Source organism: Kribbella sp. VKM Ac-2566, from assembly GCF_004366005.1.
GTDB lineage: Bacteria > Actinomycetota > Actinomycetes > Propionibacteriales > Kribbellaceae > Kribbella > Kribbella pratensis.
In genome coordinates this window covers 949,352-965,836 of record NZ_SODT01000009.1, presented here as the reverse complement: position 1 = coordinate 965,836, position 16,485 = coordinate 949,352, and the positions used below count along the sequence as shown (strand labels likewise).

Annotated in this window: 15 protein-coding genes, 1 tRNA gene and 1 pseudogene; 9 read left to right on the top strand and 8 right to left on the bottom strand. The window is 66.8% G+C overall.

The window, feature by feature from the left end:
• Window positions 1-35: 35 nt before the first annotated feature.
• Complete coding sequence (locus tag EV647_RS16110; protein WP_134003481.1) at window positions 36-473, bottom strand: hypothetical protein; 438 nt, start codon at window positions 471-473, stop codon at window positions 36-38.
• Between the two features lie 524 nt (window positions 474-997).
• Window positions 998-1,876 carry a hypothetical protein gene (locus EV647_RS16105; protein WP_134003479.1) on the bottom strand — a complete coding sequence of 293 codons (879 nt, stop codon included), beginning with the start codon at window positions 1,874-1,876 and terminating at the stop codon, window positions 998-1,000.
• 102 nt (window positions 1,877-1,978) lie between these two features.
• Between EV647_RS16105 and EV647_RS43005 the strand changes: the two are divergent.
• A pseudogene (locus EV647_RS43005) lies at window positions 1,979-2,179 on the top strand (hypothetical protein); the annotation flags it as partial.
• Between the two features lie 92 nt (window positions 2,180-2,271).
• Here EV647_RS43005 and EV647_RS43000 read toward each other — a convergent pair.
• Window positions 2,272-3,048 (bottom strand): hypothetical protein, encoded by a 777-nt coding sequence (locus tag EV647_RS43000; RefSeq protein WP_238177241.1) that lies wholly within the window; start codon window positions 3,046-3,048, stop codon window positions 2,272-2,274.
• 898 nt (window positions 3,049-3,946) lie between these two features.
• Between EV647_RS43000 and EV647_RS42020 the strand changes: the two genes are divergently transcribed.
• A complete protein-coding gene (locus tag EV647_RS42020) occupies window positions 3,947-4,129 on the top strand; it encodes a hypothetical protein (RefSeq protein WP_166680295.1) in 183 nt (60 codons plus the stop codon).
• A 520-nt stretch (window positions 4,130-4,649) separates the two neighbouring features.
• Window positions 4,650-5,249 (top strand): hypothetical protein, encoded by a 600-nt coding sequence (locus EV647_RS16090; protein ID WP_134003475.1) that lies wholly within the window; start codon window positions 4,650-4,652, stop codon window positions 5,247-5,249.
• Here the strand turns inward: EV647_RS16090 and EV647_RS16085 are convergent.
• On the bottom strand, window positions 5,156-5,794 hold the full coding sequence (locus EV647_RS16085; protein WP_238177240.1) for a transaldolase family protein: 639 nt from the start codon (window positions 5,792-5,794) through the stop codon (window positions 5,156-5,158). The two genes, EV647_RS16090 and EV647_RS16085, sit on opposite strands and share 94 nt — an antisense overlap.
• Window positions 5,795-6,277: 483 nt before the next feature.
• Here EV647_RS16085 and EV647_RS42995 point away from each other — a divergent pair, with 483 nt between their 5' ends.
• Window positions 6,278-6,670, top strand: coding sequence for a tyrosine-type recombinase/integrase (locus EV647_RS42995; protein WP_238177239.1), 393 nt, complete (start codon window positions 6,278-6,280; stop codon window positions 6,668-6,670).
• 97 nt (window positions 6,671-6,767) lie between these two features.
• Here EV647_RS42995 and EV647_RS16075 read toward each other — a convergent pair.
• A tRNA-Thr gene (locus EV647_RS16075) sits at window positions 6,768-6,840 on the bottom strand.
• 27 nt (window positions 6,841-6,867) lie between these two features.
• On the opposite strand from EV647_RS16075, the gene EV647_RS16070 reads away from it, so the two are divergent.
• Window positions 6,868-8,076, top strand: coding sequence for an MFS transporter (locus EV647_RS16070; protein WP_370343194.1), 1,209 nt, complete (start codon window positions 6,868-6,870; stop codon window positions 8,074-8,076).
• Here the strand turns inward: EV647_RS16070 and EV647_RS16065 are convergent.
• Window positions 8,006-9,187: an MFS transporter gene (locus tag EV647_RS16065; protein WP_134003473.1), complete on the bottom strand. Its 1,182-nt coding sequence runs from the start codon at window positions 9,185-9,187 to the stop codon at window positions 8,006-8,008. The two genes, EV647_RS16070 and EV647_RS16065, sit on opposite strands and share 71 nt — an antisense overlap.
• 38 nt (window positions 9,188-9,225) lie before the next feature.
• On the opposite strand from EV647_RS16065, the gene EV647_RS16060 reads away from it, so the two are divergent.
• From EV647_RS16060 to EV647_RS16050, 3 genes are all read left to right on the top strand, one after another.
• Complete coding sequence (locus EV647_RS16060; RefSeq protein ID WP_134003471.1) at window positions 9,226-10,602, top strand: aminotransferase class V-fold PLP-dependent enzyme; 1,377 nt, start codon at window positions 9,226-9,228, stop codon at window positions 10,600-10,602.
• Window positions 10,603-10,672: 70 nt separating this feature from the next.
• On the top strand, window positions 10,673-10,969 hold the full coding sequence (locus EV647_RS16055; protein WP_134003469.1) for a DUF4287 domain-containing protein: 297 nt from the start codon (window positions 10,673-10,675) through the stop codon (window positions 10,967-10,969).
• A 4-nt stretch (window positions 10,970-10,973) separates the two neighbouring features.
• Entirely contained in the window at window positions 10,974-11,714 is a 741-nt protein-coding gene (locus tag EV647_RS16050) for an RNA methyltransferase (protein WP_134003467.1), read from the top strand.
• A 2-nt stretch (window positions 11,715-11,716) separates the two neighbouring features.
• On the opposite strand, the gene EV647_RS16045 is transcribed toward EV647_RS16050, so the two are convergent.
• On the bottom strand, window positions 11,717-12,349 hold the full coding sequence (locus tag EV647_RS16045; RefSeq protein ID WP_134003465.1) for a hypothetical protein: 633 nt from the start codon (window positions 12,347-12,349) through the stop codon (window positions 11,717-11,719).
• 19 nt (window positions 12,350-12,368) lie between these two features.
• Window positions 12,369-13,268, bottom strand: a complete 900-nt coding sequence (locus tag EV647_RS16040) for a GIY-YIG nuclease family protein (protein ID WP_166680340.1) — start codon at window positions 13,266-13,268, stop codon at window positions 12,369-12,371.
• A 169-nt stretch (window positions 13,269-13,437) separates the two neighbouring features.
• Here EV647_RS16040 and EV647_RS16035 point away from each other — a divergent pair, with 169 nt between their 5' ends.
• Entirely contained in the window at window positions 13,438-16,455 is a 3,018-nt protein-coding gene (locus EV647_RS16035; protein WP_202876176.1) for a PQQ-dependent sugar dehydrogenase, read from the top strand.
• Window positions 16,456-16,485: the final 30 nt, after the last annotated feature.

Here is a 16,485-nt window from a genome sequence, read left to right as displayed (position 1 = left end):
CACGATCGACCAGACGCGCGGCTAGCGTTCGGCTCTCAACCTGGCTGCGATCGCGTAGCCGAGATCAGAGGCCGCGTCCTTGCTCTCTCGACCGTTCCCACGGGAAGTTGGACGGGCTTCTCACCGCGTAGACCGATGCTCCAGCTCACACTCCACTCCTCTGGGCCGGTCGAGAACCTCGCGACACGATCGACACGGCAGAACGTGATCTCCCGGATCGGAACGAGGCGCGCGTCGATCGACGGTTCGGGGTCGGTGTCCTGCGAGCCCATCTCCCAATCCGCGACGTCGTTCGTCACCTCCGCCACAACCAGGCCACCAGCAGTCAAAGCGACATAGCGCCACGTCGTTGCCGGCGCCTCGCCTTCGCTCCGGATGTCGTTCTTAGCAACAGCGGCCTTCTCGATCGAGCTTGCGCCAATCACCGACGCCACCGCCTGAGCGACCACGACGGGCGGGTCGAGGCGCTCCACCGGGCCCCTTACCGACTTCATAATCGCCCGAAATCCATCCACTGACATCGTTCCCCCTCTTGGTTACAGGGCGTATCGCGACAGACCCGGTGTGCGTTACGGCAGCAACGGCTGGTCGGCTCGCCCGGGCCCGGCCGGCGCCTTCTCGACAGTCACCGCGGCCGCCGCACACCGTCGTGACGCCGCTGACCGGGACGCCGGTGACAGTGGCAGTTATCGACGGAGGCGGGACGGCCAAGAGTCAGCGACCGGCATGCGAGGCGACACCCCGCCCATGAGCCGTCACCATGACCGCGGGACGCGTCGTTGTACTCTTCACCTGCGAAACGCCTTCCCGCTCGGGTCATTCTGACTCGAGGCGAGTCCAGAATCCCTTTGCAGGTAAGGCAATTCTCTACATCCAGGTCGCGTGTCGACCACCGCGATCGCATCGTTTACTGCAAAGCGAGGTTTAGTGGCGCGGGTCCCCGCCGGGCACTCCTCGGCCTGACTCTCGCCGGTCGGTAGACCGGCCGGGAATGCCGTTACCCGGATGCCCATTCGCACAGCTCGGTCCCGTTGGCTCGAAGGGCGAACACGGTCGCATCGGGGCCTTGTGCCAACGCCGTAACCCCTTCCCAAGCTTTCACTGCAGTCCCAGTTCCTCCAGCGGCAGGTGCTGTGCGACTGTTCAACTGAAGGGTCGCGACCTCGGTTCCCACGGCACGTTCCAGAGTGTGCCTGGATGGGCTGTACGCGACCTCGGCTTCACCGGTCTGTGCCAACAAGGCATGCGCGGAGGGGTCCGGTGTGAGCACGGTCGACAGGCGCTCGCCAGTGTCGGCCTTTACCAAACCGTTCTGAGTCAGCGCGGCGATGGTCCCGCCAAGATCGAAGAGACCGTTCAATGGGATAATGTCCGTGTGCTTTGTTGTGCTCGACGCAATTGCTATGACGTCTGTTGCCGACTCGTCGGATAACCAACCTGGTGCCACGATCAGCGTACTGCCCGTTCGAGCGATTCTCTTCGTACCCTCGTACCCGTTGGGTAAGTCAAAGGCTCTCGCCGTTGTGCCGTCGCCGGACACCCGTTGGAGATAGGGAACGTTTAGGCGGCCGATCAGCACCCCGTCGCCGTCTGCAATGAGGGTTGAAATCCATGTCCCAGCCAGGGGCTGCGTCGTGTCAACTGCTCCAGCGAGCTGACCTTCGGCGTCGGCAGGGATCGACGTTGTGGTTATCGTTTCTCGGATTGGATCCCAGCGCGCGACAGCGTACGGCAGATTGACCCATACCGCGCCATCGCTGGTGATAACGGTGGTCGTGACAAGGCCATTGTAGTCGGAGTCCGGCAGCGGATACTGAAACTGTTGTCCAGTCGCGAGATCATAGCGATGGAGGCTCGATTTGCCTCCGATTTCCATGACCGGGAACCATAACGCGTCCTTCACCTTGTCGAAGGCGAGGGAGTATGCTGGAGCGTTCAAACGTTCCAGCAAAAAGCAGTACGCCGCCTTGGCGGCCGAATGACTCGTTGGGACCTGGTTGCCGCAGGCCGAGCACAGTACTCCGATCGCGACGAGAACACATATCCGCATTCTACATGTCCGCAATGTACTCACCTCAACTGTCGGCCGAATAGAATTAAGCGAAACTTCGTCATCGTCCTGGTCCACGGCGGCCCGGTCGCCGAACCCGCCGCCGCCGAGTGCGTTCCCCGCAAAACCACCGGCATCCACGGCTTCTACGTCGCCTCCTCCCTGGAACGCCTCCCCGTCGAACGAGCCCCTCACCGACCAAACCCGAGCCTTCACCTCGATCACTTTCTGAGGTACGGGTACGGCGTGAGACGTACGCCGGTGTCCGCGGCGATGACGGCCCGGTCGCCGAGCGGCTTGCCGAGGGTGACGACCGCGGTCGATGTCTTCCCGACGTCCGCACCGCCCGGGAGCAATCGACCGTGACTGCCGCCGATGACCACCAGATCGTCGTACTCGACGACGTGGGCCCGGAGGTCGGTCTCATAGAGTCCGTGGCTGAACTCGAAACTGAGGGTCTTGCCGTCGACCCAGTCGAGAACGCCGACGCGGAGCAGACCCTGCTCGAGCCGGGCGAGACCAGGTAGCGCGTCGGGCCACTGCAGCGACTTGAGCACGCCCGCGGGGGCTGCGACGGCGACAACAGGTCTCGACAGGCCTTGCACCGTGAAGGACCAAGCCGGCACGGTCGCCCGGCCATGGCTGGTCTCCACGTCGGTAGTGGTCAAGGAGCCGCCGGTGATCGTGAGCGTTTCGCAGCTCGGCATCCTCTCGCAGATGTCGTTCGGCGGCCCGATCGCCTCGGTCAGAGCTTGCTGAGCTCCAAGCACCTGCATCGTCTCGTTCGACCCATCCGCGAAATCGACCCGCGTCGTACCACCCTCCGCGAACTGGACCCCGTCCGCAAAGGCAACCCGCCCGGACGACCACGAGTTCTTCTGCTGCCAGGTATCGAACCCGAGCCCCGGCGTCCGCGTCGAGTACAAGAAGACCCCGGTCCCCGGCGCCGGAATCCCCGCCGCCCGCACGACCCGCGCCACCACTCCCGCACGCTCCACAAACGCTTGTGTGGGCTGAGCTTGCGGCACCAGATCACCGCCCGGTGTCTTCCACGCCGGCCGAGGGGCCGACGTACTACTAGGCGCAGAGCCCGGCGCTGCCTCGGACCCACACCCTCCGAGAGCGAGCACCAGCACCACCCCCAACCACACCTTCCCCACCATAGGGCCGAGTATCCGCTTCCCTTCTCGGCCCCTCAAGCAGCGAGATTCCTCAGGTGAGGTAGGTGGTAAGGATGCGCGCGAAGGTTGTGGCTGTTGTGTAGGTGAGTAGGGGTTCTGGGCCCCAGGGAATGACGTTCTTGGTGGTGGGGCGGGGTGTTGGGACCAGGTGCGGATTTCGGCCAGCGCTTCGGGGAATGGGATATACGGGCAGCTCGGCACCAAGTCGCGGGTCGCGATGCAGTCGGGGCAGCGGAACATCGAGTGCACCGAAACGATCACACGCCGGGATCCGGCAGACCCTGCACGGGATCCCGAAGGAGAGCGTCGTTCACTTCGACCGCGAGATCGTCCGCGGGCATGTGGAGCGTCGTGCGCGATCGGCTGACCGAGGCCAATCCGGAGATGACGTTCTGCGAGAGCGAGAGCGAGAGCGACTACCGTTTCAGCGGTCTGCTGATGCGGCTGGCGGGGCTTCTAATGCCCGGCGCTTTCCGTAAGCAGTCGCAACAGCACATGCAGGATTTCAAGGCGTTCGCCGAACAAGGGAAGGAAGTCCGCGAAGGGAAGACTGATGCCGCAGCCGGTCGTGCCCGGCGTGTCGCAACAAGTTCTAGCGCTGCGCATCCACTGCTGTGCAGACGAGTACGGACACCTGTGCAAACGACGTCAAACATCGACACGGATCGTTGTCACGCCGGCTTGCGGCGGGTGCCAGCCGCGCACCGTCTACGCCGTGGCCTGCCTCGTATGCAGCGACGGGCCGTTGCCGACCGGCCAGCTCGCTGAACTGGCCCGCGACACCACCCACCAACTGCCCGCGGTGGTGACCGAGCACCTCACCGCCTCCCGGTGGCGCCGCACGGCTGCAGCAACGGCCGGTCCGTCACGGTGGCTGTGCTGCAGTGCGAGCGCCTGAACGTCGATCGGTCGCGAATCGCAGGCCCGCTTGCGGCACATGCTGCTCTCGCCCGTACAGCGCGATGCCAATCCAGAAGCTCTACCCCCACCTTTGGGCGAGGGTTCCCCTTCGGACAGCTGTCCGGGGGGTGCGTACGCGCTCTGGTACAACAAGCAGCCCTTCGTTGGCGACGGTTCACCTACGACCTGTCGAACCTGTACCAGCCGGCAGTTGATCCAGTAGATCCACCGCCACCGCCCGGCGGATCCGGTAGCACAGACGGCTCTGCCGACCCCACTCCCTTGACGGCGGTCATCGCCGGCCGTTGCCGCGGCGACAAGCTGGTCATGGTCGGACGCACGGTGCCACTCACCGCAGCACAAGCCGCCAAGCTGGCTTCGCTGATGCGGCCTGGGCGGCGAGAACATCCCTGGCCGTCTCCCACGCGAGTAAATGTACCCACAGGTACAGCGGAACCAGACGGACCCGGTGCGCGTCTCACGCGCGATCAGCCCTACCGACCCGAAAGGCTCATCACGTGAGCGAGCACGACCGGCAACCGCAGCCCGGCCAGATCCCGGTTCTCGACACCAAGGTCGGCTGGAGTTCGCTCCACGCCGACGGGCAGCAGATCAGTTACGGCCGGCGGTCGATGCCGCTCGACGAGATCGAGTGGGTCGGCTACTGGGTCGAGCAGGTCACCGAGAAGCGCTTCATGTTCCCGACCACGTACACGACCTACTGGCACTTCGAGGTCGGCAAGTACCCGCACAAGGCGGCGCCGGCGGTCACGCTGACCGACTCGCGGTCGGGCCGCCGGGACGAGCTGCCGGACTGGTGGACGTTCCTGGTGAACCTGTCCGCGCAGGTCGTCGAACCACGCTTGCTCACCGACCTGGTCAACCGGGTCCGCCAGGGCGAGACCGTGACGATCGGCGGCAGCATCAAGGTGCACCAGGACGGCATCAGCTGCAAGCGCCCGAAGGTGTCCCTGGACTGGAACTCGATCTATCCACCCGAGCCACACGCCGGCATGATCTACATCTACGCGACCCACTCCGACCAGCCCGTCCTCGCCGTCCCCCTGGGCCACCCCAACGCAGTCCTGATCCAACCCCTCTTCGCAGCACTCAGCTGATGGTGAGAATCAGTACGCCGGTCAGCCGGACCGGTGAAGCGGCTGACAGGTGGCGGTCCGGGTCGCTGCTGGTTTGAACGGTGCCAGGCCTGGAAGCGTCCAGCTCTCGAGCGCCGGATGGCTCCTGTGGCGGGAATCGTCACGAGCAGATTGGGCTGATCCATCCGCTGGCGCAGCCACCGTCCGGCGGTGATCGTGCCGGACGCGTCGTAGGGCAGCTCGGAAGAAACTTCCAACCCGTCGATGCAGTCGCCCCCGTCGAAGACCGGTCGCAGTACGGTGAGCGCCTGGCTGGCGTCGGAGATGACGAGCTCCCAGTAGGCCTCGTCGACCGACTTGCCGGCGGCCATCACTTCCGAGAACTGTTCGTCGTAGTCGTGGGAGCCGGTGATGCTCCGGGCGAAGATCGTCGGGTTCGCGGTGACGCCGCGGATCCCGTCGGCGACCATCCGCGCCAGGGTGCCGTCACGCAGAGAGGTGCGGGTGAGGTTGTCCAGCCATGGGCTCTGCCCGAAGTGGCCGTAGAGGTGTTCCAGCTTGGTCATTGTGTTCCCGGCTCTCCTTGGCGTCCAGGCCAGCTGCTGCTAACGCGCCGGCCGCGCGGACCTGGTCGACCTGTGCAAGTTCATGCTGGCTACTGGCGAGCGCATCGGCGAGTGTCTGGCTGTGAGCTGGGAAGATCTCAACTGGACGACTGGTGATATCGACTGCAGCCATCAGATCCAGAGAATCAAGGGGCACGGGCTGATACGGCGCAGAGTCAAGTCGGCGGCCGGTGAACGCATCCTGGGACTACCCCAGTGGGCGCTCGACATGCTGACGAGCAGATGGATGCCGGGAACTCCATTGGACAGCCCTATCTTTCCTAGCAGCGAGGGTGGATTTCGGGACCCGCACAACGTTCAGAAGGCACTGCGCGAGGCCCGTCGACCGGTCGGAAGCCAACGTCGGCAGGACCTAGGGCGGGTGCTTCAGCAACACCGGCGGAACGCCGGACTGAAGCAGACCGACGTCGTCACGAAACTCGGTTGGCGCAAGACGCGCGTCAGCCCATTGAAACTGGTCGGGTTCGGCTCGACCCCGGCGAGGCCACCGAGCTTGCTGACCTCTACAGGCTGTCCCGGGCCGACCGGACCTCGCTGCTGGAACTGACCGAACTCGCCGGCATGCGCTCACTGGCTGACGAACTCGGCTGGGTCACCGCACACGTCTTCCGGAAGACCACCGCGACCATTCTGGAGGAGTCGGGCCAGTCGCCGCGCCAGATCGCAGACCAACTGGGTCACGCGCAGACGACAACGACGATGGACGACTACGTCGGCCGACGGGCCCGAAACCCCGAGGCGGCTCGCCATCTCGAACAGGCTCTCCGCGACATCCACGAGCAGGGGCGGCAAACGCCAGAAGGACCTGCGATCTAGTGGCACCGCGCGGCGGCCGAGAGTCGCAAAGCGGTGGGTAACCGGTGGGTTGAGGCCCGGAAGTTCATCACTTCCGGGTTATATGGCCAGGTCAGAGAGCCGGTGAGGGGACTCGAACCCCTAACCCCCGCTTTACAAGAGCGGTGCGCTGCCAGTTGCGCCACACCGGCCGGTGTGCGGATACATACTAGAGGATTGTGTGGGGAGTGCTGCGGGGGTCGGGGGCGTTTCGGGCGTTGTGGGGGGCTCGGGCGGTGTCCTTCTTGGGGGACTCGCTGGGGCTTGTCGCGTTGCTGTTGTATGTGCAGGCGTCGACGGGGGCCGCGATCGCGGTGGCGCTTCTCCTGTTGGCGGGGGACTTTGTGCCGGGGTTGTTCGGGGCGTTCGCGGGGGTGGTGGGCGATCGGTTCGATCTGAAGCGGGTGATCGTGGCTTGCGACGTCGTCCAGGGCGTGCTGACGGTCGCAATGGCCCTCGTCCTGCCGCCGCTCACGGTGCTGCTGGTGATGGTGGCGGTCAGGAGCGTCACGGCGCAGGTGTTTCAGGCGGCTTCGCGGAGTGCGATGCCGGCGTTGGTGCGGGACGATCAACTCGAGGCGGCCAACTCGGCGCTCGGGGCGGGGACGAACGGGCTGGAGGCGGTCGGTCCGATCATCGCGGCGGGGTTGTTCCTGGTCACCGACGTACGCGGCATCCTGCTGATCGACGCGGCGACATTCTTCATTTCGGCGGGCCTGCTCGCCAGGCTGCCGAAGATCCCACCGTCCGAGCCGACTCTGAACAGTGTGTTCAAGGACGCGCGTGACGGGCTGGGCTACATCCTCACAACGGCTCAGATCCGCGTGATCGGGATCGGGTTCTTCGCCACCGTCGCGTTCAACGGGGTGGACGACGTCGCGATGGTGTTCCTCGCGAAGGACGAGTTGCACGGGAGCGATTCGGCGTCGGCGACGTTGTACGCCGGGGTGGGCATCGGGCTGATCGTCGGATTCGCGATCCTGGCGCGGTATGCGGGCCGCCTGAAGATGCCGGTCCTCATACTCCTCGGGTTCGCCGTCAGCAGCGTCGGCAACCTGGTCACCGGGCTGGCCTGGGCGATCTGGGCGGCGCTCGCGCTGCAGGTGATTCGCGGCCTCGGGATCGCGGGCGTCGACGTCGGCGTCAACACCCACCTGCAACGCGTCGTACCGCCGCACCTGCGCAGCCGTGTCTTCGGCAATCTGTACGGCGCGATCGGTCTCGCGGCCGGAATCTCGTACGTGTGCGGCGGGCTGCTCCTCCAGCACACAGACGCCCGTACGACGTTTGTCGTCGCCGGCGCCGGCGGGTTGATCGCTACGGTTGCGACTGCGATCGGAGTTCGGCGATCGGGCGACGAAGAGCGCGAGCGCCCGGTACGGCGATGAGCGCGATCACGGCCATCACGAGGAACGCCGCCAACGGGTGATCGACCAGCAGGCCGACAACGACCGCGACGACCAGGCCGCCGAGGTTGCCGGCCATCCAGATCAGTCCGGCGGCGGTCCCTTCGGCTTCTCCGGTACGGCGCTCGACGAGCTCGAGCACGATCGGCAACGCCGGGAGAAGGAGCAGGCCGATCACGGTGATCGCCACGAAGCCAGTGACTGCCCCGGGGGCGAGGGCGAGTAGTACGCAGGCTGCGGCGGTGACGGCGAGGCTGACGACGAGGAGGCCGGATTCTGCGCGGCGGCGTACGACGAGGATCGGGATGGTGGCGCTGCCGACGACGCCGGCGATGACCTGCAGCAGGAGGATCGTGCTTGCGGTGCCGCCGCTGACACCGGCTGGTTCGAGGAGCGCCTGCGCGAAGGTGCTCATGGCAACGAAAACGCCGAACGGGAAGATCGCGAGCACGCACAGGCGGCGGATCAATGGGTCGCCCCAGGCGGCCGCCAACGCACCACGGTCGGGGCGTCGAGCTGCGGTGGTGTGGGATTCGACGGGGCCGCGGATGGCAGCCGCCAGGACGATCGCCGCCAGGACGCAGAAGATGGCGCTGACGGTCAGCATGGCGGGGATGGACGAGGACGTCGTGAAGACAGCGGAGAGCAGGAAGGCGATCACCATGCCGGCGAAGATGCTGGCGGTGCCGATCGCGATACCGGTGGGCCGGTCCTTCTCCTCCAGGTACCGGCCGGTGATGCCGGTGACGGCGTTCAGGACCAGCGGCTGCGCGATCGACGCCAGGATCTGACCCGCGAGCAGCCAGCCGAAGTCATCACCGATCAGCCGCACCATGGCGCCGACAGCAGTCAGTACGGCGCCTGCGAGCAGCCCGCCCCGGAACCAGCGGTCCAGGGCGAGACCGCATGGGATCGCGAGTACGACGTACAGCAGCGGGAAGACCTGGGCGAGCCAACCGATCGCGCTCTCGGAGACGCCGTACCGGGAGGCGGCGACGGTGGTGACGCCCGCGAAGTTCAGCCAGACCAGCTGGGTCGCCGCGCCGACCAGGGAGTACCCGACGATCGCCGACCACCGGCTCCGGATTTGCATGGGCGCACTTTACGGCCCCCAAGGCGTAGAAAAGAGGCATGGTTGATTGGGAGGGGCCGCTCAAAGAGGCATATGAGCGCGCGACGGCGTACCTGGAGGGGCTTCCGGAGCGGCGGGTCGGGCCTCGGGCGAGTGCCGAGGAGCTTCACGAGGCGCTCGGTGGACCGCTGCCGAGCGGGCCGACGGATCCGCGGGAAGTGGTCGCCCGACTCGCGGAGGGGGTCGAGGACGGGCTGCTGCCGAGCGGGAGCGGCCGGTTCTTCGGATTCGTGTTCGGCGGCGCGACGCCGGCATCGCTCGCGGCGGACTGGCTCACGACGACGTGGGACCAGAACGCCGGTCTGTACGCCGCATCACCGGCGGCCGCCGTGGTCGAGGACATCACCGCGGGCTGGCTGGTCGAGCTCTTCGGGCTGCCGCGCGGTACGTCGGTGGGTTTCGTGACCGGCGCGCAGATGGCGAACTTCACCGGGCTGGCGGCCGCGCGGCACGAGGTACTGCGGCGAGCCGGGTGGGACGTCGAACGCGACGGCCTGATCGGCGCTCCCCCGATCCGCGTGCTGGCCGGGGCGGAGCGGCACGACACGATCGACCGGGCGCTGCGCTTCCTGGGGCTGGGGACGAGCTGCATCGTGCCGATCGCGGTCGACAGCCAAGGCCGGATGCGCCCAGACGCCCTCGCCAAGGCGCTGAGCGGCGATAGCCCACAGATTGTCTGTGCGCAGGTCGGCAACGTGAACACAGGGGCATCTGACCCAATCACCGAGATCTGCGACCTGGCGCACGCACACCAGGCCTGGGTGCACGTCGACGGCGCCTTCGGCCTCTGGGCGGCGGTCAGCTCGCAGCTCAGCGCGCTCGTCGACGGGATCGAGCTGGCCGACTCGTGGGCGACCGACGCGCACAAGTGGCTCAACGTGCCGTACGACTCCGGCCTCGTCCTGTGCGCGCACCCCGACGCCCATCGTGCGGCGATGTCGATCCGCGCCGCCTACCTGATCCAGGACGAGGACGGCGAACGCGACTCGCTCGACTTCAACCCGGAGTTCTCGCGACGAGCTCGGGGCATCCCGGTGTACGCCGCGATTCGGGCGCTCGGTCGCATCGGGATCGCCGAGATCGTCGACCGCTGCCACGCGATGGCGCAGCGGTTCGCGGGCATCCTCGCGGCCAACGACGTGCAGGTGCTGAACGACGTGGTCCTCAACCAGGTCCTGGTCCGCTTCGGGGACGACGACGCGGTCACCCGGCGGGTGGTCGCCGAGGTGCAGGACGAGGGCACCTGCTGGATGTCGGGCACCACCTGGCAGGGCCGGGCCGCGATGCGCATCTCGGTCTCCAACTGGACCACCGGGCCGGCCGACATCGACCTCTCGGCGGAAACTGTGCTCGCGGTGTTGCGGAAAGTTTCCTGATCGTCGGTGTCGATTTCCGCGGTGTTCGCCCGACGCAGGGGTGTACGACCACCACCCGAGGAGGAAAACGATGTCGTTCCAGGCGTACTTGGACAAGATCGAGGAAAAGACCGGAAAGACCCCGCGGGAGCTGGTCGACGAGGCTCATCAGCGCGGGTACGGCGCCGCGGACGTGAAGGCCGGCACGATCCTCGACTGGCTGAAGGCGGACTACGAGCTCGGCCGCGGCCACGGGATGGCGCTGGTGCACGTGATCAAGAACGGCGCGCAGATCGGCGACAAGCACGTCGGCACCACGGGCACGCACTCGGACCCGAGCAACATGCTCTGGCTGGACGGTAAGGCGACGAACCCGGCGCTACGGTAGGCGGGTGGATTCGAAGAAATCGCCCCGCGACAAGTGGATCACGGTCTACGGGCGCAAGCCTGTGCTGGAGGCGCTGCACGATCCGAGCCTGTCGGTGGCGAAGGTCGTGCTCGCCGACAACGCGACCGGCCACTCGATGCAGGAGATCCTGCGCGCGGCGGAGCGGTACGGGACGCCGGTCGAGCGGGCGACCGCCAGCCGGGTGAAGTGGCTGGCCGGGAACGGTAAGCACGACCAGGGCGTGGTCGCGGACGTGGACGCGCCCCGGATGACGCCGCTGGAGGAGTTCGTGCGGGCCCGCGGAAAACGGCCGACCAACGTTTTCCTGCTCGACGGGGTGACCAATCCCGGAAACGTCGGAATGATTCTGCGGACCGCGACCGGCGCCGGGTTCGACGGTGTGATCCTCCCCCGGGCCGGTACGCCGCACGTCGGGCCGCTCGTGATCAAGGCGTCGGCGGGCGTCGCGTTCCAGGCGCCGATCGTGAACACGTCGACGGCGAAGGCAGCGGTCGACGTACTGCGGACCGCCGGGTACCACGTGTACGGGTTGTCGGCGCGTTCGCAGGACTCGCTGTTCAAGACCGAGCTCGCACCGCGCGCGGTGTACGTGCTCGGCGGCGAGACCAACGGGATCACGGTCGCGACCGACTCCGACCTGCAGATCCCGCTGCGCTCCGGCGTCGAGTCGCTGAACGTCGCCGTCGCCGCGGCAGTGGTCGCCTTCGAAGTCACCAACCGCTGAGGCTAGCCAGTGATCTTCTTGGCAAGGGCTTCGGCGGTGTCGCGGGTGTAGCCGCCGGAGATCTGGACCTCGCCGCCGGTGATCGCGGACTGCACGGCCGGTGCCGCGGCCACCTCGCCGTGGACGACAATCGCCAGCAGATTGGCCGGAGGCTCCTGCTTGGCGATGCTGGCGGTCAACCCACCGAACAGCTTGGTGCCTTCCGGATCGAGGGTGAGGTTCACGTACCAGGAGGTGCCCTGCGCCGGGTCGAATCCGGCCTTCACCTCGGACACGTTGCTGCCGTCGAGCTCGACCTTGCCCAGCGTGTAGACGTTGCCCTGGTCGTCACACGCCGTACCGGTCGGCGACGGGGTCGCGCAGTGGCCGGGCTTCGAGCTGAGCACACGGCGGAACTCGACCGCCTTCGGATCGGACGGTTTGGTGCGGGCCGGCGGAGTGGACTCGTGGCTGACCGGTTTGTCTTCGCCGCGGTTCACGAACAGGACGAGGCCGGTGACGATCAGTACGATGAGAAACAGGACAAGACCGCCGACGATGAGCAGCGGCCCCTTCGATCGCTTGGGGGGAATCGGCGCGTACGGCGGTGGCCCCGGCGGATAAGGCTGACCTTGCGGACCAGGCGGCTGCGTCATGGGACACCATGCTAGGTAATCAGGAAGTCACCTTGAGCAGTCGTGCGGCGAGCTCGGCGTTGCGCCGGGCGAACGGCTGCCACAACGCAGGCGTCGCCGCCACTCGCTCTCGCGCTGTCGCCTCGCCCGCCGCGCGCTGCGTCCAGGTGCACATCCGCCCGCTCCTCAGCTCGAACCGCACGAGTACGCCGTCCGCCCACCCGTACACGTCCGCGTCCCGCGGTTCCATCCAGGCAACCTTCTGCTCGGAACAGATCCACTCGAGCGCCTCGAGTTCCCCCTGCACCTTCGCCGCGAACTCGTACCGCAATTCACCCGCAGCCCGGTCACGTCGTCGTACCAGCTCGCTCCGTAACGCCTCGACCGCGGTCGGTTCCTTCAGAAGTACGGCGATCGCCGTCCGCGCCAACGTTTCCCGATCCGCGGGCCCGATGCCGAACAACCGACCGAACTCCTCCGCCGAACCGTCACCCGCCACGGTGTACTGCAACGGCAGCACCCTATGCAGCCCGGAGATCGCCTGCCGGATCCGCAAGCCGCCGAGGTACGGCCCGAAATGCGGCCCGCTACCGCTGACCATGTGCTCGAAACGCAAGCCTGGCTTGGATCCGTCGGCGAGCCGGATGTAGCCGACGACCTCCGCGCCGCCCTCGGTACGGTTCCAGCGCGGCTTGGAGTGTTCGAGCAGATTGCGTTCGAGCCACGCCGCTTCGTGTTCGGAATCGCACCAAACACCTTCCACCCGGGCGATCCGCCGTACCATCGCCTGCAGATGCGGCCGGTCGCCGAGATTCACCCAGTACGACTGCACGCGCCGCCGCAGATTTCGGGCGCGGCCGATGTACAGAATCTTCCCGGTGTCATCGCGGAACCGATAGACACCCGGCCCGGCCGGCAACTCCCGGATGCTACGGATCATCAGCCCAGTGTGCCCGATCAGACCGGCCGAGTGACCGTCCGGTGGATTGTTTGAAACGAATACAGGCCGGGGCTTGCGCGTGCCAGGAGCGGCGGTCATGCTGGCGCGATCCGAGTGCCCGCAGGGGGTTGTGAGGGGTCGGGCACCGGACCTTGGTCCTGGGGGCTTCGTGAGGATTTCTGCCCGTTGGCTGCGCTCTGCGCTGCCCGCACTGTGCGTCGTACTTCTGTTGCCGTTCGTCACGATCGGTCCGGCACAGGCTGCTGTCACGCCCACCGGTTTCAGTGAGCAAGTGGCGTTCAGCGGACTGACCAGTCCGACGAACGTCGCGTTCTCGCCGGACGGCCGGGTGTTCGTCGCCGAGAAGAGCGGCCTGATCAAGGTCTTCGACTCGCTCGACGATCCGACGCCCAGCGTGTACGCCGACTTGCGGACCGAGGTCTACAACTACTGGGACCGCGGCCTTCTCGGACTGGCGCTGCATCCCGATTTCCCTGGAGATCCACGGATCTACGTGCTGTACACGCACGACGGGCTGATCGGCGGGCCGACGCCGAAGTGGGGTACGCCGGGCACCGACGCCGACCCGTGTCCGTCGCCGCCCGGCCCGACCGGTGACGGCTGCCAAGCCAGCGCGCGACTCTCGGTGCTCAACGCGAACGGCGCCGAGCAGGTGCTCGTCGAGGACTGGTGCCAGGTCTACCCGAGCCACTCGATCGGCTCGATCGAGTTCGGCCCGGACGGCTTCCTGTACGCCGGCGGTGGTGACGGCGGGAGCTTCAACTACATCGACTACGGGCAGGACAGCTTCCCCGCTTCCGACCTGACGCCCGACAACCCGTGTGGCGACGGGCCGGCTCCGGTCGGTGCGACGCTCACTCCGCCGACTGCCGAAGGCGGCGCGCTGCGTGCGCAGGACCTACGGACCACAGGCGATCCGACCGGTCTGGACGGCTCGATCATCCGCATCGACCCCGACACCGGCCAGGCCGCGCCGAACAACCCGTTGATCAGCAGCCCAGATCTGAACGCCCGCCGGATCGTCGCGGAAGGTCTGCGCAACCCGATGCGGTTCACGTTCCGGCCGGGGACGAGCGAGCTGTGGATCGGTGACGTCGGGTACCAGAGCTGGGAAGAGATCGACCGCGTCGTCGCCCCGACGGCGGGCGTCACGAACTTCGGCTGGCCGTGCTACGAAGGCACCGGCCGCCAGCCCGGGTACGACGGCGCGAACGTCAACATCTGCGAGAACCTGTACGCGGCAGGCTCGTCCGCGGTCGCGTCGCCGTACTACACCTACAAGCACACGGAGCAGGTCGCCGGGACGTGCTCCACCGGCAGTTCGTCCATCTCCGGGCTCTCGTTCTACAAGGGCGGGAACTACCCGGCGGCGTACGACGGCTCGCTGTTCTTCACCGACTACAGCCGCAGGTGCGTGTGGGCGATGATGCCGGGGAGCAACGGTCTGCCCGACCCGGCGAAGATCCAGCTCTTCGCCTCCGGGTACGGCGCCACTCGCCTGCAGACTGGTCCCGGCGGCGACCTCTTCACGGTCGACTACGACAACGGCCGGATCCTCCGCTACGTCTACAACAGCACGAACAATCCGCCGACGGCCGTGATCCACGCCGACCCGTCGAGCGGGCCGACGCCGTTGACGGTGACGTTCGACGGGACCGCGTCCGACGACGCCGACGGCGATCCGCTCACGTACGCGTGGGACCTCGACGGCGACGGGGCGTACGACGACTCGACGGCCGCCGTTGTGCAGCACACGTACACGGCCACCGACACGGTGACTGTGCGTCTGCGGGTGTCCGACGGGACAGCGAGCAGTACGACGAGCACCCAGATCAACGTCGCGAACACCGCACCGACCGCGACGATCACCTCTCCCGGTCCGGCAACCACGTGGAAGGTTGGCGACACCATCAACTTCTCGGGTTCGGCGACCGACCCAGAGCAGGGGACGTTGCCGGGATCCGCGTTGACGTGGTCGCTGATCATGCATCACTGCCCGAGTGACTGCCACACGCATACGATCACGACAGTGACCGGGGCGACCAGCTCGTTCACGGCGCCGGATCACGAATATCCGTCGTATCTCGAGCTGAAGCTGACGGCGCGGGATGCTCAGGGGCTGACGGATGTCAAGAGCGTGCGGCTCGATCCGAAGACGGTCGGTACGACGTTCGCGACCACACCGACCGGGTTGCCGGTGACGGTCCTCGCCAAGAGCGGGAAGAGTCCGCTCCCGGTCACGACGATCGTCGGATCGAGTGTTTCGGTGGCGACGGATCCGGTGCAGAACGTGGCCAACCAGCTCTACCGGTTCGGGTTGTGGTCGGACGGTGGGGCGCGTGACCACAACCTGGTTGCACCGGCGACACCGACGACGTACACGGCCGCCTTTGCTACGAAGCGGAACCTTGCCCGCGGTCGCCCTGCGGTTGCCTCTAGCACCTACCTTGCCGGGCGCGAGGCGTCGAAGGCCGTGGACGGTTCGATGAGCACCGCATGGTCGAGTGCGCGCACGGATCCGCAGTGGTTCCAGGTCGATCTCGGGTCCGTCCAGGTGGTCAACCGGGTGATGATGAACTGGTTGTCGACGGCGTACGCGAAGTCCTACCAGATCCAGGTGTTGGCGAGCGGGCGCACCTGGAGGACTGTGGCGTCGACGGTGAGCGGGGACGGCGGGACGGACGTCGTCACGTTCACACCGAACTACGCGCGGTACGTCCGGATGGTCGCGACGCAGCGAGCCGTGGCCGGAAGCTACTACTCGTTCTGGGAGTTCGGGGTGTACCAGGACACCGGGCCGGCCACCGGGATCGCGGGCCAGTGCATCGACGTCTACCAGGCCTCGACCGTGGACGGTACGCCGACCACGCTCTACACGTGCAAGGGCGCAATCAACCAGCAGTGGACGCCGTCCACAGAGGACGGAACCGTGCGCACGATGGGCAAGTGCCTCTCCGCGCGCGGCACCGCCCTCAAGACCCCTGCCGTGCTGTGGACCTGTGACAACTCCCCCGGTCAACGTTGGATCCCCCAACCGAACGGGGCCCTCGTCAACGCCGCCGTACCCCTCTGTCTCGACGCCGCCGGCGCCTCCTCAGCGAACGGCACCAAACTCATCCTCTACACCTGCAACAACGGCCTCAACCAGAAGTGGACCTTTCCGTAATTCGATCGCCCGCAGAGTCGCCTCGGACCT